Annotated in this window: 13 protein-coding genes and 1 pseudogene; 9 read left to right on the top strand and 5 right to left on the bottom strand. The window is 70.1% G+C overall.

The annotated features are described in order from the left end of the window. The first annotated feature begins 9 nt into the window (after nucleotides 1-9). The 5 genes from FL311_RS27415 (at nucleotide 10) to FL311_RS27395 (ending at nucleotide 8,216) form a co-directional block, all read left to right on the top strand. On the top strand, nucleotides 10-981 hold the full coding sequence (locus FL311_RS27415) for an ADYC domain-containing protein (protein ID WP_141329532.1): 972 nt from the start codon (nucleotides 10-12) through the stop codon (nucleotides 979-981). Between the two features lie 208 nt (nucleotides 982-1,189). Then, nucleotides 1,190-2,461 (top strand): efflux RND transporter periplasmic adaptor subunit, encoded by a 1,272-nt coding sequence (locus tag FL311_RS27410; RefSeq protein ID WP_141329528.1) that lies wholly within the window; start codon nucleotides 1,190-1,192, stop codon nucleotides 2,459-2,461. Between the two features lie 39 nt (nucleotides 2,462-2,500). Further along, a complete protein-coding gene (locus FL311_RS27405) occupies nucleotides 2,501-5,701 on the top strand; it encodes an efflux RND transporter permease subunit (protein WP_141329526.1) in 3,201 nt (1,066 codons plus the stop codon). An 83-nt stretch (nucleotides 5,702-5,784) separates the two neighbouring features. After that, nucleotides 5,785-6,057, top strand: coding sequence for a hypothetical protein (locus FL311_RS27400; protein WP_141329524.1), 273 nt, complete (start codon nucleotides 5,785-5,787; stop codon nucleotides 6,055-6,057). A 194-nt stretch (nucleotides 6,058-6,251) separates the two neighbouring features. Next, on the top strand, nucleotides 6,252-8,216 hold the full coding sequence (locus tag FL311_RS27395; RefSeq protein ID WP_141329522.1) for a 4-alpha-glucanotransferase: 1,965 nt from the start codon (nucleotides 6,252-6,254) through the stop codon (nucleotides 8,214-8,216). Nucleotides 8,217-8,928: 712 nt separating this feature from the next. On the opposite strand, the gene FL311_RS27390 is transcribed toward FL311_RS27395, so the two are convergent. Together FL311_RS27390 and FL311_RS27385 are read right to left on the bottom strand one after the other, a co-directional pair. Next, nucleotides 8,929-9,783, bottom strand: coding sequence for a hypothetical protein (locus tag FL311_RS27390; protein WP_141329520.1), 855 nt, complete (start codon nucleotides 9,781-9,783; stop codon nucleotides 8,929-8,931). Between the two features lie 108 nt (nucleotides 9,784-9,891). Continuing rightward, nucleotides 9,892-10,902 (bottom strand): DUF1028 domain-containing protein, encoded by a 1,011-nt coding sequence (locus FL311_RS27385; RefSeq protein WP_141329518.1) that lies wholly within the window; start codon nucleotides 10,900-10,902, stop codon nucleotides 9,892-9,894. 375 nt (nucleotides 10,903-11,277) lie between these two features. On the opposite strand from FL311_RS27385, the gene FL311_RS27380 reads away from it, so the two are divergent. The 3 genes from FL311_RS27380 (at nucleotide 11,278) to FL311_RS27370 (ending at nucleotide 15,262) form a co-directional block, all read left to right on the top strand. Continuing rightward, complete coding sequence (locus tag FL311_RS27380) at nucleotides 11,278-12,576, top strand: pyridoxal phosphate-dependent aminotransferase (RefSeq protein WP_141329516.1); 1,299 nt, start codon at nucleotides 11,278-11,280, stop codon at nucleotides 12,574-12,576. Nucleotides 12,577-12,727: 151 nt separating this feature from the next. Further along, nucleotides 12,728-14,023 (top strand): NTP/NDP exchange transporter, encoded by a 1,296-nt coding sequence (locus tag FL311_RS27375; protein ID WP_141329514.1) that lies wholly within the window; start codon nucleotides 12,728-12,730, stop codon nucleotides 14,021-14,023. Between the two features lie 45 nt (nucleotides 14,024-14,068). Beyond that, entirely contained in the window at nucleotides 14,069-15,262 is a 1,194-nt protein-coding gene (locus tag FL311_RS27370; protein WP_141329512.1) for an NAD-dependent epimerase/dehydratase family protein, read from the top strand. Here FL311_RS27370 and FL311_RS27365 read toward each other — a convergent pair. Both FL311_RS27365 and FL311_RS27360 read right to left on the bottom strand, forming a co-directional pair. Further along, the gene (locus FL311_RS27365; RefSeq protein WP_141329510.1) at nucleotides 15,259-16,809 is read right to left on the bottom strand and encodes an AAA family ATPase; all 1,551 of its coding nucleotides are present in this window, start codon (nucleotides 16,807-16,809) and stop codon (nucleotides 15,259-15,261) included. The two genes, FL311_RS27370 and FL311_RS27365, sit on opposite strands and share 4 nt — an antisense overlap. Before the next feature lie 79 nt (nucleotides 16,810-16,888). Beyond that, nucleotides 16,889-17,425: an SHOCT domain-containing protein gene (locus tag FL311_RS27360; RefSeq protein ID WP_141329508.1), complete on the bottom strand. Its 537-nt coding sequence runs from the start codon at nucleotides 17,423-17,425 to the stop codon at nucleotides 16,889-16,891. Between the two features lie 170 nt (nucleotides 17,426-17,595). Here FL311_RS27360 and FL311_RS27355 point away from each other — a divergent pair, with 170 nt between their 5' ends. Next, nucleotides 17,596-19,098, top strand: a complete 1,503-nt coding sequence (locus FL311_RS27355; RefSeq protein WP_228557115.1) for a hypothetical protein — start codon at nucleotides 17,596-17,598, stop codon at nucleotides 19,096-19,098. Nucleotides 19,099-19,388: 290 nt separating this feature from the next. On the opposite strand, the pseudogene FL311_RS27350 reads toward FL311_RS27355, so the two are convergent. Next, a pseudogene (locus FL311_RS27350) lies at nucleotides 19,389-19,658 on the bottom strand (hypothetical protein); the annotation flags it as partial.

Genomic DNA, 19,658 nt, shown 5'->3' with positions numbered 1-19,658 from the left:
GGTCGGGGCATGGTGGCGAGGCGGATGGTGGGGGCGATGGTCATCGCCTGCGGGCTTTGGGGTTGTGGAGGCGCGGTGGAGGGCGAGGAGTCCCGGACGCTGGGAACCCAGGTGGCCGGGTTGTCGTCGCCCAACGGGCGCAACCTGAATGGCCGAAACCTCAACGGGCGCAATCTCAACAGCACGGAGCTGGGGCAGATGCTGGTGTCGGTGCGCTTCGCGGGCGCCGAGCTCGCGGACGCGGGGGCTCCCGCGCTGTCGGACACGTGGCTGGACGGCAGCGTCCTCCACGGGGCGACGTCGCAGGGCGTGGTGTCCGGGATGGACTTGCTCGGGGCGCGCTTCGTCGGGGAGCTCGGGAGTGGGGACACGGTTCCCCTGCGCATCGATGACATCCAGCCGGCCACGGGCGCGAGCGAGGATGTCTGGGTGTATCGCGTCTCCTATTACGCGGCCGACGAAGGGGCGTGGAAGCCCGCGTGCCAGGCGGCGGATGGCTCGGCGCTCGGGGCGATTGCGCTGACGGGGCGCTGGGACTACCGGCAGGGCGTGGCGGGCGGCGGCGCGAAGCTCGAGGACGCGCAGGCCTTCACCTTCGCGTGCGAGGGCGCGGCCCTGGCCAAGTGCGTGCGCTTCGGCTACCGCCCGTGGGCGGGCAGCGTGAATGGCCAGAGCCTGGGCGAGCTGCACCAGGCCTGCACGCGCATGGTGCGCGCGGACTTCTGTGGCGACGGCACGTCGTACACGACGGATGGGAACTGGGTGAACCTGTACGACGCCGCGGGCGTGCAGCAGGACACCGAGAGCTGGAGCCTGGAGGCGGAGTGGGACGCGGCGGGAGCGCGCTGCCGCTCGCAGACGACGCGCGCGGGGACGCAGGCGGTGGCGTGCGCGTCGGGCGCGGCGGTCCCCACCTGTGGCCCGTCCTCCAGCTTCGAGACGGGCACGCTGCTGATGAGTGAAGTCCCGGTGGCGCCGTAACCACGGACACGAAGGGCGCGGCCTCCGCTCGGTGAGGCTGGTTGCCCGCTGTGCCCGGGAGCAGGCGGCCTGCCTTTGTCTCCTGGGGTGGGCGACACGAGAGGCCGACTTCCGGAGGCGAGGGGCCGACACCACGTTTAGCCGGCCCGCCAGGGGCAGGGGAGGGACTGGCGGAGGACGGAGACGCGCGGTGAGACGAGCCCGACGGATGAGAGGGACGGTCGCTGGCGGAATCAAGGTCGTGCTGCTGGCGGCGGCCTGCGCGGTGGCTGCATGCAACAAGGGCTCGGAGGAGCAAGCGCCTCCGGCCCCGCCCGTGCTGACCCTGGGGCAGGAGAACGTGGCGCGTGTCCAGGCGAGCGAGCTGCGCTCCGGCCCCGGCATCTCCGGCACGCTCCAAGCCCGCACCGCGGCGGCGGTCCGCGCGCAGGTGGGCGGCACCATCCTCGACCTCAAGGCGCAGCAAGGTCAGGTGGTGAAGCAGGGCCAGGAGCTGGCGCGCATCGACGACGCGACGTTGCGAGACCAGGTCATCGCCGCGCGCACCGCGGTGGCGACGGCGCGCAATGCCTTGCAGGTGGCCGAGGCCGAGCAGGAGCGCAGCGCGAAGCTGGCCAAGGCGGGGGTCATCACCCAGCGGGACTTCGAGCGGGCCCAGCTCTCCGTGGCGCAGGCGAAGGGGCAGCTCGCGGAGGCGCGCTCGCGCTACGCGTTGGCGCAGGAGCAGTTGGGGCGCACGCGCGTCGTGGCGCCCTTCGCGGGGGTCGTCAGTGAGCGGCAGGCGAGCGCCGGTGACGTGGTGCAGCCCGGTGCGCCGCTGTTCACGGTGGTGGACCCGCGCACGTTGCGCCTGGAGGCCTCCGTGCCGGCGGCGAACCTGGACCAGGTGAAGGCCCGGACGCCCGTGGAGTTCCGGGTCACTGGTTATGGGAACCGCGCGTTCACCGGACAGGTGGAGCGCATCAACCCGGTGGTGGACCCGAACACGGGGCAGGTGCGCATCTACGTCGCGATTCCGAACACGAATCTCCAACTGCTGGCGGGCCTGTTCGCGGAGGGACGCGTGGCCTCGGAGTCGGTGCGAGCGCTGGCGGTGCCGTTGGACGCCATCGACGACGCGGAGGGCAAGCCCACCGTGCTGCGCGTGCGCGACGAGAAGGTGGAGCGCGTGAGCGTCACGCTGGGGCTGCGTGACGACGTCGAGAAGCGGGTGGAGGTGCGCCAGGGGCTCCAGCAAGGAGACGTGGTGCTGCTCGGCTCGGCGCGCGACGAGGTGAGCGAGGGCATGCAGGTGAAGGTCGCGCCGCCGCGTGAGGGGGACTCGCCGCCTGGGGATGAGGGCCCGGGCGTCGGCGGTGGTGGCGCGCAGCAGAACGAGGGCTCCGCGCCCAGGTCGCCACCGGCCGGGCGCGACGACGGTGCACGTCCCACGCAGTCGCCGCGAGGCTCCACCGAGGGCGCGACGCAGCCCACGCCCTGAGCCCACGTCATTCCTTCGCCTCCTGTCGGGAGTCACCCCGTGTTCATCTCCGATTTCGCCATCAAGCGGCCCATCGTCACCATCACCGCCATGGTGACGCTGGTCGTCTTCGGCCTCGTCGCGCTGTGGCAGCTCGAGACGGACGAGTTCCCCGACGTGCAGGCGCCCGTCATCGCCGTCACCATCGTCTACCCGGGCGCCTCGCCCGACACGGTGGAGCGCGAAATCGTCGAGCCCATCGAGGACGCCATCTTCGCCATCAGCGGCGTCGACCCGAAGGAGACGACCGCCACCGCCACCGACGGCCTGGCCACCTTCACGGTGTTCTTCGAGTTCGAGAAGGACATCCAGGAGGCCTCGCAGGACATCCGCGACGCCATCTCCAGCAAGCGCGCGGACCTGCCTCGCGAGATGGAGGAGCCGGTCCTCACGCGCTTCGACCCGGCGGACGCGCCCATCGTCTCGCTGACGCTCACCTCGGAGCGGCTCGATGTCGCGGCGCTGTCGCGCGTGGCGGACCCGCTGGTGGTGGGTGAGCTGCGCTCGGTGCCGGGCGTGGCGCAGGCGGACGTCGTCGGCGACGTCGAGCGCGAGATGACGGTGCAGCTCAAGCCCGAGGCGCTCCAGGCCGCGCGCGTCTCGCTGGCGGAGGTGGTGCAGGCGCTGCAATCGCAGAACCTGGCCGCGCCCGTCGGCCGCATCAACTCGCCGCTCGGGGAGGAGTCCATCCGCCTCAAGGGGCGCCTGGAGAACGTGGACGAGTTCCGCGAGATGGTCGTGGCCACGCGCGACGGGCAGGTCATCCGGCTGGGGCAGCTGGCGGATGTCTTCGTGGGCTCCGAGGAGCCCCGCACGCTGGCGCTCTACGACGGCGCGCAGGCGGTGGGCATCGACGTGCTGAAGTCGAAGGGCTACAGCACCACGGAGGTCGCGGACGCGGTGCGAGCGCGCGTGGAGGCGCTCCAGAAGAAGCTGCCTCCGGACGTGAAGCTGGCCATCGTACGCGACGCGGGCGTGCGGGTGGAGAGCGCGGTGGAGAACGTGCAGTCCGCGCTGGTGGAGGGCGCGCTGCTCACGGTGTTGGTGGTGTTCATCTTCCTCAACTCGTGGCGCTCCACCGTCATCACGGGGCTGGCGCTGCCGGTGAGCGTGCTGGCGGCGTTCATCAGCGTGTGGGCCTTCGGCTTCACGCTCAACACGATGTCGCTGCTCGGCCTGACGCTGGCCATCGGCATCCTCATCGATGACGCCATCGTGGTGCGCGAGAACATCGTCCGCCACATCGAGATGGGGAAGGACCACTACACGGCGTCACGCGAGGGTACGTCGGAGATTGGCCTCGCGGTGTCTGCGACCACGTTCTCCATCGTCGCCGTCTTCGTGCCGGTGGCCTTCATGTACGGCGTGGCCGGCCAGTGGTTCAAGCCGTTCGCGCTCACCATCGCCTGCGCGGTGCTGGTGTCGCTGTTCGTCTCCTTCTCGCTGGACCCGATGCTCAGCGCGTACTGGGCGGACCCGCAGGTGGAGAAGGGGGCTCGCAAGGGCTTCATCTCGCGCATCCTCACGCGCTTCAACGATTGGTTCGACCGGCAGGCGGACCGCTACAAGCGCGTCATCGCCTGGGCGCTGGACCACCGGCTCATCATGGTGCTGGTCGCGGTGGGCTCGCTCGTGAGCGCGCTGGTGCTCCAGGGCACCGTGGGTGGCGCGGGCTTCGTGCCGGTGAGCGACCGCTCGGAGGTGGAGCTGCTGGTGGAGACGCCGTCCAGCTCCAGCCTCGAGTATACGCGGCGCAAGGTGGAGGAGGTCACGCGAATCGTCCGCGCGCACCCCGAGGTCGCCTATACGTACAGCACCATCGGCGTGCCGCTGCCGTTGAGTGCTCCGGGCGTGGACCAGGCGCTGGTGTACGTGCGGCTCACGCCCAAGGCGGACCGCGATTTGAGCCAGGACGCGCTGGGGAGCAAGCTGCGTCAGGAGCTCGCGGCCGTGGGTGGGGCGAAGGTGTCTGTCTTCACGTCGGGCTTCGGCGGGGCGATGAAGCAGATTCAGCTCGAGCTGCGCGGGCCGGACCAGAAGACGCTCACCGAGCTCGCGCAGCAGGTGCAGCGCGAGGTGGAGCAGGTGCCCGGCGCGGTGGACGTGGGCCTGTCCACGCGAGGGCAGAAGCCGGAGCTGGTGGTCGACCTGAACCGAGGGCTCGCGGGTCAGCTCGGGGTGACGGTGGGGCAGGTGGCGCAGGTGCTGCGGCCAGCCTTCGCGGGGCTGGACGTGGGCGACTGGGTGGACCCGATTGGCGAGACTCGCGATGTCATGGTGCGCCTCGCGCCCGAGGCGCGGGACAATCCGGATGACCTGGCGCGGTTGCCCATCCTGGTGGGCGCGGTGCCGGGAGGCACGCCGCAGCTCATTCCACTGGGGCAGGTGGCGAACATCGAGCAGGCGCTCGGCCCCGCGCAAATCACGCACCTCAACCGCGAGCGGGTCATCAACGTGCAGGCGAACGTGCAGGGGCGCTCGTTGACGGAGGTGATGCGGGACATCCAGGCGCGGGTGGACAAGGTGCAGATGCCCGCGGGCTACGAGCTGACCACGGGCGGTGAGTCCGCGGACCAGGAGGAGGTCTTCTCTCGGGTGTTCATCGCGCTGGGGGTGGCGGTGATGCTGATGTACCTCATCCTCGTCATCCAGTTCGGCTCGTTCCTGGACCCGCTGGCCATCCTCATCTCGCTGCCGCTGTCGCTCATCGGCGTGGTGGGCGCGCTGCTGATGACAGGGGACACGCTGAACATCATGAGCCTCATCGGCGTCATCCTGCTGATGGGCATCGTGGCGAAGAACGCCATCCTCCTCATCGACTTCGCGAAGTGGTCGCACGAGAAGGGCATGCCGTTGCGCGAGGCGCTCATCGAGGCGGGGCGCATCCGTCTGCGTCCCATCATCATGACGACCTTCGCGCTGGTGGCGGGCATGATTCCGGTGGCGATCGGCGCGGGCGAGGGCGGTGACTTCCGAGCGCCGCTGGGCCGCGCGGTGATTGGCGGCACGATTACGTCCACGCTGCTGACGCTGCTGGTGATTCCGACGGTGTACGAAATCCTGGTGGATGGTCGGACGTGGATGGGGCGCAAGCTGCGCAAGGTGTTCCACGTCCGCGCGCCCCAGGGGTCGGGACATCAGGGGCCGCCGCAGGGTGGGGGTGGCGAGCCGCGCCCCGTGCCCCAGTCGCCGCAGAAGTGAGACCGCGAGCGCTCGGAGGGGAAGTGGACCGGGGGGGCGAGGTGGAGTAGGGCCTTCGCAACTGCCTCCCGGGTGTCATGGCCATGGCAATCAAGCTCGAAGTGCTCAGGGAGAAGGCTCGCGTCGCCACGCGAGAGGCGCTCAGACAGTGCCCCGCGATTCCAGAGCCTCTTCGTGAGAACCTGACGCTCGGGATTCGGTTCGAGGACGAAGCTCGGGTGTTCGAGCTGTACGTCGCGGGAGAACGTCCAGAGGATGCGCTGGTCCTGACCCGGGTGACGGCGAACAGCAAGACCGGCGAGCTGGGTCCCGTCGAGGTGTATCCAGAGAGGTGGTCGACCACGGCCACGGAGTAGCGTGATGGCGGCGGTATTCCATCCGTGCGGTGAGCCGCGCCTCGTGTCCAGGTCGCCGCGGGAGTGACACTTGGGTCCGCTCCGGGTGTCCGCATGCACGCTCGGAGTGTCGTCCTCGGACGGATGTTGAACGTGGGCTCGGATGAAGGGTTGGCGTGTCCGGCTCGGGCACCTAGGGTCGGTCGTCATCCGCCATGTCCCGAGCCTCGCTGCCTGAAGACCACCATCGACTCGTCACCCAAGCCCTGGCCTCGCTCGATGTCCGCAACCTGGTGCTGAGCATCCACGACCCCAGCTTCCCCAGTCTGCCATCCGAGGACTCGGGACGGGGCTCGCCCTACTCCGAGGGCGCCGCCCTCTTCCTGGAGTCCGCGCGCGCCCTGGGCTTCACCGGCATCCAACTGGGGCCACAGGGACAGACCTCGGAGGCGAACGCGTCGCCGTATGACGGCACCCTGTTCTCGCGCAATGTCCTGAACGTCGCGCTCGCGCCTTTGGAGCATGAGCCTTGGGGGGCGCTGCTTCCTCCTGGCCGAGTGGCGGCGCTCTCACAGTCTCGGCCTCGTGAGGCCCATCCGGGTGAGCGCTATCGATGGGCATTCCGCGCGCAGCTCGCGGTGCTCGATGAGGCGTGGGGGTCCTTCCGTCGCCAGCGAGCGGAGCCGAATCCTTCCGCCGCCATCCAGGACCTGTCCCGGCGCTTCACCTCCTTCCGGCAGCGTCACCGCGCGTGGCTCGTGCGCGACGCGCTGTTCGACGTGCTGTGCGAGGAGAAGGGCGTCCCGGACTGGCGGCCCTGGGCGGACTCGCTGGATGGACGCCTGTGGAATCCGGCGCCGGGTGAAGAGTCCGCAGCGGCAGCTCGAGTGCTGGCGCTGGAGTCGCGATACGGCGACACACTGGAGCGTTACGCGTTCCTCCAGTTCCTGGTGCACACGCAGCACGAGGTGCTCCGGGAGCGGACGGCGACGTGGCGCCTGAAGCTCTACGGCGACCTCCAGATTGGCTTCTCACCGCGCGACGCGTGGGCGTGGCAGGGACTGTTCCTGTGCACGTACCTGATGGGCGCGCCGCCCAGTCGCACGAACCCCGACGGCCAGCCGTGGAACTACCCGGTGCTGGACCCGGAGCAGTTCTTCATGGAGGGCGGTGAGGGACCGTCGCAGGGCTTCCGCCCGGGAGCGGTGCTGCGCTTCATGGATGCCCGGATGGACAAGATGCTCGCCGAGTACGACGGGCTTCGCCTGGACCATCCGCATGGGCTCGTGTGCCCGTGGGTATATCGCTCGAACCAGTGGGACCCCGTGGCCGCCGTTCAACAGGGCGCGCGGCTGTTCTCGTCACCTGACCTGCCCGAGCACCCCGAGCTGGCGCGCTATGCGCTCGTGTCACCGGAGCAGGTGGACCGCTCGGTGCCTCGCTATGTGGACGGAGAGGTCAAGTCGCTGACGCCCGAGCAGGTGGAGCGCTTCAGCGTCCTCTTCGACACGGTGGTCGCCGCGGCCCGGCGCAATGGTCGCGAGCTGGGGGACCTGCTGGGCGAGGTGCTGAGCACGATGCCGTACCCGCTGGGACGCGTGCTCGCGCGGTACGGGATGGGCCGCTTCCGCGTCACGCAGAAGGCGGACCTGCGCAACCCGGCGGACGTGTATCGCAGCGAGAACGCGGCGGCCGAGGACTGGATGATGGTCGGCAACCACGACACGAAGTCGCTGTGGCGCCTGGTGGGAGACTGGCAGTGGCGTGGGACGCTGCGGGCGCAGGCGGACTATCTGGCGACGCGGCTGTGCCCGGAGGTCGAGCACCGTGAGGGCTTCGCGCGCGAGCTGGCGACGCACCCGGGGCGACTCGCGCAGGCGAAGCTGGCGGACCTGTTCGCCAGCCGCGCGCGCAATGTCATGGTGTTCTTCACGGACCTGCTCGGGATGCCGGAGACGTACAACGAGCCGGGCACCATCGACGAGCGCAACTGGTCGCTGCGTGTGCCCTCGGACTGGATGCGCGAGTATCGCGAGCGGCTTCGCGGCGATGCGGCCATGAACCTTCCTGGCGTGCTCGCGATGGCGCTGCGTGCGGGGGGCGCTCCCGCGAGACAGAAGCACCGCGAGCTGCTCGCGGGACTGGACCGACTGGCGGCGGAGCTGCGTGGCGGGATGTGAGGGTCTCCTGCCCGTTGCTCGATGACGACGGGGCCGTCCCACGAACGCATCGAGGCGGGCAGGACTCAGACCGGGCGAGAAGCGGTGCGCTGCTACCGCATTAGACCTGGTCCCGCGCATGACTGCGGAAGCGGCATGCCCCAGCTCGCCTCGGAACAGGCGCCCCGTGCTTCGCTGCGACCTCGGAAGTGGTGGGGCCCACCGCTTCATCAACCTCGGCCTCGCGCATGACTGCGGAAGCGGCATGCCCCAGCTCGCCTCGGAACAGGCGCCTCCGTGATTCACTTCGACCCCGGAAGTGGTGGGGCCCACCACTTCATCAACCTCGGCCTCGCGCATGACTGCGGAAGCGGCATGCCCGAGCTCGCCTCGGAACAGGCGCCCCCGTGCTTCACTTCGACCCCGGAAGTGGTGGGGCCCACCGCTTTTCAGCCTCTCGGGGCCGCGCATGACCGCGAGAGGGCCCTGCCCTGGCACGCCTCGCGACAAGCGCCCCCGTGCTTCGCTTCGACCCCGGAAGTGGTGGGGCCCACCGCTTTTCAGCCTCTCGGGGCCGCGCATGACCGCGAGAGGGGCTTGCCCTGGCACGCCTCGCAACAGGCGCCCCGTGCTTCACTTCGACCCCGGAAGTGGTGGGGCCCACCGCTTCCGCCTCGGCCTCGCGGATGCCCGTGGGAGGGGCCCTGCCAGAGTTCGCCTGGGAACAGGCATCTCAGTGCTTCACGTCCACCACGAGTCGAGTGGGCTCGCGCAGTTCCAGGATGCGGAATGGCGCGTTGCTCTTGTTGCCCAGCACCCACGTCACCTCGCCCTCGAAGTCACACGTGCGCTCCAGCTCGAGCAACACCGGCAACGCGGGCTTCAGCTCGCGCGTGGCCACCGTGGGCTCACCCGCATCCGTATGCGCCTTCGCCGGCGTGAAGCTCACCTGGAGCTGGCCCTTGCCCGCCAGCGTCACCGGGTTCCCCGAGCCACACTGCACCACGGGCTCCTTCGCGTACTCCACGCGATAGCCGGGCAGCTGCGTCCCCTCGAACTCGAACACCACGCGGTCGTAATCCGGGTGCGCTCCCGCGCGCACCGAGCGCAGCGTGGCCTGCGGTACGTCCCTGCGGTCCAGGCTCACCGCGTCCGTGGTCCACTCGCGGTTCTTCGGATTCTCGGGCGTGACTCCACCCGAGCCACCGCCCGACGGCGCCCCTGTGCCCGCGCCAGTCGCGCCGCCCGATGGCGAGCCCGTGCCTGACGGAGCGCCCGAGCCCGCCGACGGCGAGCCCGAACCCGACGGAGCGCCCGCGCCCGCCGATGGCGAGCCCGCTCCCGAAGGAGCCTCCGCACCAGGCTCCTCGGGAGGCAGCTCTCCCACGGCCACGGGAGGCTTCGCGGCGGCTTCACCTCCACGCGGAACCGCGCCCTCGGGCGCACCCGAGGGCTGCGCGGGAGCGTCATCGGGTGCTGGCAGCTCGGCCGCCGGATGCGGCGGGGCCTCTTCCTTCTTCGAGCACCCGGTGCCCACGAGGCATCCGGCCAGCCACAGCGATGACAGCCAGCGTCCCGCACGCTTCATCGTTCCTCCCCAGGGGGCCCGCGAAAGAGGGGCCACGGAGGACACCCTCTCTCACGACAGGGGGGCCACGTGCCAGCACCACCGGCCCGTGACGAGAAGCCGACAGTGTCACTCCGCCGAGGCCGTCGCCCGCGTCAGCGCCCCCAGGTCCGCGTCCCGCAGGAACTTCACCAGCACCCCGTCAATCTTCCGCGTGCCGCCCTCCACCACCGTCGGCTTCAAGAAGAAAAGATTGTTCCAGTTGAAGTCGTACAGCGCCTGCTCCGCCGCGTCGGACCAGTCCCCATTCATGGGCCCGCGGTAGTACCCGAGCTTGCGCAGCACCTGCTTCACGTCCCGCGCGATGTCCGCCGTCAGCGTCACGCGGTCCTGGGCGTACACGTCCGCGAGCGTGCCCTGGTAGCGGTTGAGCTCCACGCCCAGCTCCTGGAGCGCCTTCGTGCTGCCATGCACCACCGCCTCCGCGAGCACATGGGTGAAGAACGCCGTCTCGCTCGTGGTGTTCCAGACGCGGATGACACCCGAGCGCTCGCCGTTCTTGTCCCCGCCCACGCGCGCGCCGTGCACGAGCGACGCATACAGCCGCTGCGGCAGGCTGCCCTTCGCGCGCTGGAAGCCCGCGGCCATGGCCGTACACATGTCCGGCGTGGACATGTTGTTCGCCTGCACCACGAACGTCGCGCCCTGGATGGCACAGGTGTGCGCGCTCGTCTGCGCGCCCGAGCGCTGCCCCGTCGTCACGCTCCCATCCGGATGCAGCTTCACCGCGGCGAGCTGACGGATGGGCGCGTACGGGTCCAGCGCCAGCACCGCGTCGATGGCGGCCTGGGGCGCCTCGCCCGCGTCGATGCGCGCGATGACACCCTGGGCATCATCCACCGAGGGCAGCGCCATCGTGGCCACCGCGATGTCCGAGCGCCCATACGGCACCAGCCCGCTGACCCCGCTCGGGAAGGAGATGACGGCCATCCCGCACGACTGCTCCACCGCGTCACACGCGACGATGGCGCGCGTGCCGAAGAGGCTCCGGTTGAGGGGGCGGCCGCCTTCCGCCGACGCCTGGGTGGAAGCGAGCATCAGGAACGCCACGAGCCACGAGCCACGCTCGAACAACTTCATACGGACACCTCTGGGCAAGGCGCTCCCGTGGCGGACCGCGACGTCCGCGTGGAGACGCCCTTCCTGTCAGGGATGGATGTCGGTGCGCGGACCCGCCCACGCCCCGAAACTGCTGGAGCCTGAACGGAAGGCCCTTCCGGGACATATCGGGAAGGCTCGCCAACCCTTGCGCCCGGCAAACACCCGTGGGCCGGGCCGGGGAGGGCCCGCCGGGCCGGGTGCCCCGCGGGTTCCGCTTCCGGTACGCGCGAAGCCGTGGCACTCCCACCCAGGGATTGCAGGACGCACCCCACAAGTTGCCGGGTGGCGGGTATGGTGCGCGCCCGGCCGCAGCCCGCGTCCCCCTTACGCGCACGAACCGGAGACACATCCCCCATGGCTCTCGACCTCACCTCCCTCCCCCGTCCCTCGAGGGACGACGCCACCGTCGGTACCATGGCGCGGGGCCTCGTCGGCAGCGAGATCCTCCGCATCGCCGCGGAGGTCCGGGAGCTCGTCGCCAAAGGTCGCAAGGTGTGCAACCTCACCGTGGGTGACTTCAGCCCGCGCGAGTTCCCCATCCCCGAGGGACTGCGCACGCACATCACCGCCGCGCTCCAGGCCGGCGAGACGAACTATCCGCCCTCCGACGGCGTGCTGGACCTACGCCAGGCGGTGCAGCGCTTCTACGAGCGCGCCCTGGGCCTGAAGTACCCGCTGGAGGGCATCGTCATCGCGGGCGGCGCCCGGCCCATCATCTACGGCACCTTCCGCAGCGTGCTCGATGACGGCGAGACGGTCGTCTACCCGGTGCCGTCGTGGAACAACAACCACTACATCCACATGATGAACGCGAAGGGCGTCGTGGTGACGACGGACCCCTCGCACGGCTTCATGCCCACGCTGGAGCAGCTCACGCCGCACCTGGGCACCGCGCGCCTGTTGTGCCTGTGCAGCCCGCTCAACCCCACGGGCACCATGATTTCCAAGGACGTGCTCGGCGCCATCTGCGAGCGCGTCGTCGCGGAGAACCGCGAGCGCGAGAAGACGGGCCGCAAGCCCCTCATCCTGATGTACGACCAGATCTACTGGGTGCTGAGCTTCGGCTCGGAGAAGCACGTGACGCCGGTGGAGCTGGTGCCGGAGGTCGCGCCCTACACCGTGTTCGTGGATGGCATCTCCAAGGCGTTCGCCGCCACGGGCGTGCGCGTGGGCTGGGGCGTGGGCCCGCCGAGCATCATCGCGCGCATGCGCGACGTGCTGGGCCACGTGGGCGCGTGGGCGCCCAAGGCCGAGCAGGTCGCCGTGGCGCGCTACCTGGACGACGTGCCCGCCACCGAGTCCTTCTTGAAGGAGATGCACCAGCGCGTGGACGCGCGCCTGGAGGCGCTGCACAAGGGTCTGTCGCGCATGCGCGAGGCGGGGCTGCCGGTGCGCCACATCGCGCCGCAGGGCGCCATCTACCTGTCCGTCCAGTTCGACCTGGTGGGCAAGAGCGGCCTGAAGACCAATGACGACATCCGCAAGCTCCTCCTGGAGAAGGCGGGCCTCGCGGTGGTGCCCTTCCAGGCGTTCGGCCTGAAGGAGGACACCGGCTGGTTCCGCCTGTCCGTGGGCGCCACGTCCGTGGCGGAAATCGAGGACGTGCTGCCCCGCGTGGAGGCCACCCTGCGCGAGGCGCTCGGCGCGAAGTAGTCGAGCCGGCTCGAAGCCCGGGCCCACGTCCCCCTGGACGTGGAAGTGGGCCCGGGAATACACGGAAAGGACCGGAGTTCAGCCAGGGACGCGCCCGGCTGACGTATCCCTGTCGCCGGTCCCCACCCGAGACGCGCGCGCCTTCGTGCCCATGCTCAAGCGATTCGTGGATGTCCGTGACGAGGAGGTCGGCGCCGTCCTCGGGTCCTTCGTCTATTTCTTCACGCTGATGTGCGGCTACGCCATCCTGCGCCCCATCCGCAACGAGATGGGGACGGCGGGCAGCGTGAAGGGGTTGCCGTGGCTGTTCACGGCGACGTTCCTGGTGATGCTGCTGGCGGTGCCCGCGTTCTCCGCGCTGGTGGCGCGCTGGCCCAGGCGCGTGGTGTTGCCGCGCATCTACCGCTTCTTCCTGGTGTCGCTGCTGGTCTTCTTCGCGCTCCTGAAGCTGGAGGTGGCGAAGGAGCCGGTGGCGCGCGTCTTCTACATCTGGCTGAGCGTCTACAACCTGTTCGTGGTCTCCATCTTCTGGAGCTTCATGGCGGACGTCTTCGCCAGCGAGCAGGGCAAGCGGCTGTTCGGCTTCATCGCCGCGGGTGGCACCACGGGCATGCTGGTGGGGCCGTTCCTGGTGGGGCGGCTGGCGGAGCCGGTGGGGCCGGTGAACCTCATCCTCATCTCCGCGGTGCTGCTGGAGGTGAGCGCGCAGTGCGTGCGGTGGCTGAGCCGCTGGGCGCGTGACGTGCAGCACCAGCCGCCCTCGGCCGAGGGGCCCGTGGGGGGCGGGGTGCTCGCGGGGCTGAAGCTGCTGGTGGCGTCGCCGATGTTGTTGGCGCTGGGGCTGCAGGTGCTGCTGTACGCGGCCACGTCCACGTTCCTGTACTTCCAGGAGGTGCAGCTGGTGGCGCAGGTGGGCAAGGACGCGGCGTCGCGGACGGCCCTCTTCGGGGACATCGACTTCTATGTGCAGTTGTTGACGTTGGCGCTGCAGACGCTCGTCACCGGGCGCATCATCTCGCGCCTCGGGTTGGGGGCGGCGCTGACAGTGGCGCCGGTGGTGACGGGGCTGGGCTTCCTGGGGCTGGCGGCGGTGCCGGTGCTGGGCGTGCTGGTGGTGTTCAAGGCGCTGCGCGGGGCCAGCCACTACGCGCTGGAGCGGCCGTCGCGCGAAATCCTCTTCACCACGGTGGACCGCGAAGCGCGCTACAAGTCCAAGAGCTTCATCGACACGGTGGTGTACCGGGGCAGCGACACGGTGAGCGCGTGGTTGCAGGGCGGGCTGACCGCGCTGGGGTTGGGGATGACGGGGCTGTCGTTGGCGGCGGTGCCGTTGGCGGGGCTGTGGTGGGGGGTGTCGCTGTACCTGTCGCGGGAGCAGCGGCGGCTGTCTCGCGAGGGTGGGGATGTGCTGGTGCCCGCGGCGCCGGACAATGCCGCCGCCCGTTGAGCAATCTTCCTCGCAGTGCTTCCTCGTGGCAGGAGACGACACGCTATGAAGCTGTCTCGCAGGGATGTGATTCAGGGTGCCGTGGTCGCCGGTTCGTTGTTCGCCATGGGCTGTGCGTCCTCGAAGGGCGCGTCGGGTGGTGGCACGGCGGAGCCTGGGACGCAGGGTCAGGGGAGTGAAGGGACGAAGGCGGGCAAGTCCCTGAGCATCCTCATCCTGGGGGGCACGAAGTTCCTGGGGCCGGCGCTGGTGGAGTCCGCGCAGGCCCGGGGGCACACCGTCACGCTGTTCAACCGCGGCAAGACGAACCCGGGCCTCTTCCCCAACGTGGAGAAGCTGCAGGGGGACCGCGACCCGAACAAGGGCGAGGGGCTCAAGGCGCTGCAGGGCCGCAAGTGGGACGCGGTGGTGGACACGTCGGGCTATGTGCCGCGCATCGTGAAGGCGTCCGCGGAGCTGCTCGCGCCCAACGTGGGGCACTACACCTTCGTGTCCAGCATCTCCGTCTACAAGGACGCGTCGAAGCCGGGCCTCACGGAGACGGCGGCGGTGGCCACGGTGGACGAGCCGAACTCGGAGGACGTGAACAAGTACTACGGCGGCCTGAAGGCGCTGTGCGAGAAGGCGGCGGAGACGGCGATGCCGGGCCGCGTGTTCAACGTGCGCCCGGGGCTCATCGTCGGGCCGGACGACCCGACGGACCGCTTCACGTACTGGCCGGTGCGCGTGGCCCAGGGCGGAGAGGTGCTCGCGCCGGGCACGGGGCATGACCCCACGCAGTTCATCGACGTGCGTGATCTGGCCGCGTTCATCATCCTGGGCGTGGAGAAGAACCTGGCGGGGCCCTACACGGCGACGGGGCCGGACAAGCCGCTGTTGATGCGTGACTTCCTGGAGCGCAGCAAGAAGGCGCTGCGCAGTGATGCGACGTTCATCTGGGCGCACCCGTCCTTCCTGGCGAAGCACAAGGTGGAGGCCTTCGGGGACATGCCGGTGTGGGTGACGCCGACGGGCGAGGAGGCGGGCCTGCTGCGGGTGAACATCGACAAGGCGCTGGCGGCGGGGCTCATGTTCCGGCCGCTGGAGGAGACGGTGCGCGACACGGTGGCGTGGTTCAAGTCGGAGCCGCCCGAGCGTCAGGCGAAGCTGAAGGCGGGCATCGCTCCGGCGCGCGAGAAGGAGGTGCTCGCGGCGTGGCACCAGGAGCACGACCAGGGCACCGCGACTCCCACGCGCTAGGCGCGGATGACGGTGACCTGACGACCCGAGGGCGTCCGGGCCTGTTCGGCCCGGGTGCGCTCGGCGATGGGCGGCTGGTTCGAGCGACGGTCGAAGAGCATCAGCCAGCCGCTGTCCAGACCCAGGCCCTGGAGATAGCCGTCGAGCTGCTCCAGGCCGTCGTTCAGCGGGTCCGACTCCCTGTCGCGCCAGACCTTGATTTCGATGGCGAGCGTGTCCGGTCCATGGCGCACGCACAGGTCCATGCGGCCCCGGCCGATGGCGTACTCGCGCTCGATGGTGCCCCCGCCGTTGACCACACGGTGGAGGAAGGCCATGAGCACCAGATGCGGCGCCACTTCGTGGTAGGGGGCCGAGGCGAGCAGCGGCTCGCCGTGCTGACGCCAGAAGGAGAGGAACGCCTCGCGCAACTGTTCGAGGTCCATTCGTCCGTTGGCACGCAGCCAGGATGGGTGGATGGCGGGAAGGGTGTCGCTCGTTCCCGAGGCCAGGGTTCGGACCAGGATCTCGCGGTAGATGGGGTTGGCCACCTCGAGTGTCCCTGCCGCATTTCTTCGCACCAGGCCCAGGTCGGTGGCGAAGCGTCGGTCATCTTCGGGGATGTCGCCCAGGAATTGGCCCGCGAGCATCGGCTCGAGGATGGCTCGGATGCGAGGCTCGCGAAGACGGGCCGCGAGGCTGTCCAGGTGGGTCTCCTGGCGATAGATGAGAGTCGCCTTGGCGCGCTCGATGTCCTGGCGGCGCACCGGCTGGCTCACGTCGGTGACCAGCTCCTCCACGGCCACCTTGGCCAGTGCGTTGACGAGCCAGGGCTGTCCCTGGGTGAGCTCGAAGGCGAGTGAGATGGCCTCGGGCTCGAAGCGCTGTCCCGTGTCGGCGGTGTGCTGGGCGTAGAGCTCGGCGACCTCTTCCTCCGTGAAGTCGCGCACCGTCAGCGAGCGCACCTTGATGTTGAAGGGGCTGGAGGCTCCCAACCGATCCGAGCCTCCGGAGGCCACCTTGTAGTCGCGAACATCTCTCAAGCCGATGAGCGCCATCGACGAGGGGAAGTTCAGGGGGCGGTTGCGGTATCCATCCCGGAGTTGACGCAGCACGGAGACGAGGACCTCGTTCCTCACGGCATCGACCTCGTCCAGGAAGATGACGAGCGGCTTTCCCGCGGCCTGGGACCAGGCTTCGAGCGCGCTGGCGATGCGGTGCCCTGGAGGGGCCACCGGGAACTCCGGAGGCTGCTGCGTGGCGGGCAGCTGTGCTCGCGCGGCGGACCGCCAGCTCGAGAGGGCGGCATCCTCGGCGGCGCCGGTGTCGTCGGGAAACCCCGCGCCCACCTCCATGCTGACGAGGGCCGCCACGTAGCGTCCCTCCTGCGAGAGCTCGCGAGCGAACGACAGGAGCGCCGTCGTCTTGCCCACCTGCCGAGGTGCATGGACGACGAAGTAGCCCTGCTGCTCCACGAGTCGCCGGACCTCGGGCAGCCGGCGCATGGCCGGCAGCATGTAGTGGTGGTCCGGATTGCACGGACCGGCGGTGTTGAACCAACGGGGCATGGCCGGAAGGTACTTGCGTCTCCTCCCAGGGCAAAGGCCCATGGACCCGAGGGTGTCCGGGCCTGTGCGGCCCGGGTGCTCAGAGTCGCCCGAGGATCTCCGCCTTCTTGCGCTCGAAGTCGTCCATCGTGATGAGCCCCTCGCCGAGCATCCGCTGCAGGTCCGCGAGGGACTTCACCGGGTCCTTCGGAGGACTGACGGGTTTGCCCGCCAGCAGCGCGGCGAGCTGGCCCAGGTCCTGCTCGACGACGGGCCCGACGACGGCGACCCGCTGGGGGTCATCGGGGGCGACCTTGACGTTGAGCTCCAGGCCCGGCGTGAACACCCGCACGTTCCAGTCGTGGTAGCGGTCCAGCACCCAGACCTCGTAGCTCGGGCGGTCCGGCAAGGTGACTTCGAGCAGATGGTTGTAGCGGGCGCGCTTCTGGTTGCTCATCGCCGTGCGCTCGCTGCGCAGCAGGATGGCCCGGGCCGGCAGCCCCTGCTCACGCACCTTCCGGTGCTTGAGCCACGCCCCGAGGATGCGGACGGTGAGCCAAACGCCGACGCCGGTGCCTATCAGGATGAGCAGGGGAACCAGGAACCGGGCTGCGGACAAGGGCGTTTCGGCGTTCATCGTGCTCTCTCGACGGTGACGGCACGGCTCCGACCGCGGCCGCGTCCAGCGACTCTAGACGCACGGCCTCCGGCTCGAAACCCGTCATGTCCGCACGACATGACATGATGTCGCGGAATGCGGGGCCGATTCCCGGACGCAGCGGCTCCGACCACCGAAGAGGACTCACGATGATGTCTCGCCTGTCCTGGTGCTCGCCCCGGCGGCAGGGTGCCATCGCGCTGCTCGCCCTGTCGCTCGTGGCCTGTGGTGGCAAGGAGGTCCGTCCGGAGGGCAACGCGGGGACTCCGGACGCGGGCCCCGGTCAGGCACATCCCTGCGCGCCGGTGAGCCTGACGCGCGACGTGGACCTGGAGGGCTTCCACACGGACCGCTACACGTGGCGCGACGGCGACTGCGCGCCCCGCTCGGCCTTCCTCGTGCGCAACGACGCCCAGGACCCCGCGGGCTGGCACGGCGGCTACCTCCGCCGCTACGTCTACGAGGCCCACGGCGCCGCGCGTACCTGCGACGGTGCCACCAACGAGGTCCCCGGCTGGGGCATGGTGACGTGCCACGTGCGCGCCGGCGCCGACTGGGGCAACTGGACCGAGAAGGTGACGGGCACGGGCCGCACCCTCTTCGAGGGACGCCACCACGCACTGCACGAGTTCCGCTGGTCGCTGCCGCTCGAGGGCCACATCGTCGACGTCACCGTCCACTACCTCTTCGCCACCGGACGCGACCACCCGCTCTACGCCATCACCCACGACGCCTCGCGTGTCGCGCCCGACGCGCTGGAGGCGGACGTGCGCTCGCCCTATGGCGACCTGCTCTTCGACGGCAACGCGAACGCCGAAATCGCCGGGCTGGGCTGGGGAGACCGCTACCGCTTCCACACGCTCGCCTCGCCGGTGACGATGGCCAGCGGCTGGGACTACCGCGAGCCCAACGTCGTCCCCTTCACCCGCATGTGGACCACCACCCCGGACGCGGAGATGGGCGTGGTGCAGACGCAGACCTGGCAGCAGAAGCCCGCGGGCGGCTACTGGCTCTACTCGAGCTGGGGCCAGCGCAACGAGCGCGGCCCGCTGCCGGACGACTGGAACTGGACCTTCCAGCTCAACCAGTACCAGCTCCCCTCCACCACGCGCTCCCACCGCATGGCCTGGGGCAGCAACTACGGCGCGCTCGGCTGGCGCCAGTACGCGCGCTACGGCGACGACGGCATGCTCTCCGGCCACCCCTACCAGAGCTACTCGGTCTTCATGGTGCTGGGCACGCACACGGAAGACTCCGTGCTCCGCAGCGTCTCGGAGGTGGAGTCCTGGCAGCGCGTGCGCCTCACCGCCACCCGGGGCACCGTGGTGACGCAAGGGCCCGGGGGCGTGGGCCGCACCGACTCCGTGCCCTTCGACGTGCCCGGCTACAACCCCGTCTACGCGACGTGGGAGGCCCGCGCCGCGGACAACCGCGCCGAGCTGCGCTTCGACACCGGCACCCAACCGCTCGAGCACCCCGTGCTGGTGCTGCGCGGCTACACCGCCACGACGCCCCCTTCGCGCGTGCTCCTGGACGAGCGGGTGCTCACCGCGGACGCGGACTACTTCGCCTCCGTCGACGACGCGGGCGACGCGCTGTGGCTCACCCTCCACCGCACCCTCACCGGCACCGCGACGCTGCGCCTGGAGTGACGTGCCCTGGAAAAGCAACGGGGGATGCTCCGGTGTACGCGGAGCACCCCCCGGATGAATGACCTGGCTCGGAGTCCGCTCTCCCCCTCTGGCGAGCGTCACTCCTCCGGGTCCCCTGCCACGGATGACGCCGCCCCCGCGACGCCACCCTCCTACCCGCCCTGAGTGTCCGGAGGGCCTTGGACCCCTCCAGCGAAGACCTCGACTGCGACTCGAGCGCTCCCCCCGGTGCGCTCGCCGACGGCCGGACCCTCGGGTGCCCCAAGCACCCGGTGTCTCAGCTACCGGCTTCAGGGCCAGGACCGCGCCGGCTGCGAGATGGCTCGCATCCGCGCCAGCGTCTGGGCCCAACCGAACGTCTGCGGGCGCATGGAAGCCACCCGCGTCACGTGCTCCATCTCCTGCCGCAACACCCCCAGCGCCTTCGACTTCGTCAGCGCCACGAGCTCCCTGCGCTTCGCCCCCGCGAAGACAGCCAGCTCCGGCACCGCGATGTCCCCCTCTCGTGCTTCGAGAGCGCTGGGGTGTCCCCCCTGGATGCGACCCCGGGCCCTGTGTGC

Origin of the sequence: Myxococcus sp. AB025B (assembly GCF_006518215.1) — a bacterium.
GTDB classification, from domain to species: Bacteria; Myxococcota; Myxococcia; order Myxococcales; family Myxococcaceae; genus Myxococcus; species Myxococcus fulvus.
This window is presented reverse-complemented; position numbering and strand designations above follow the sequence as displayed.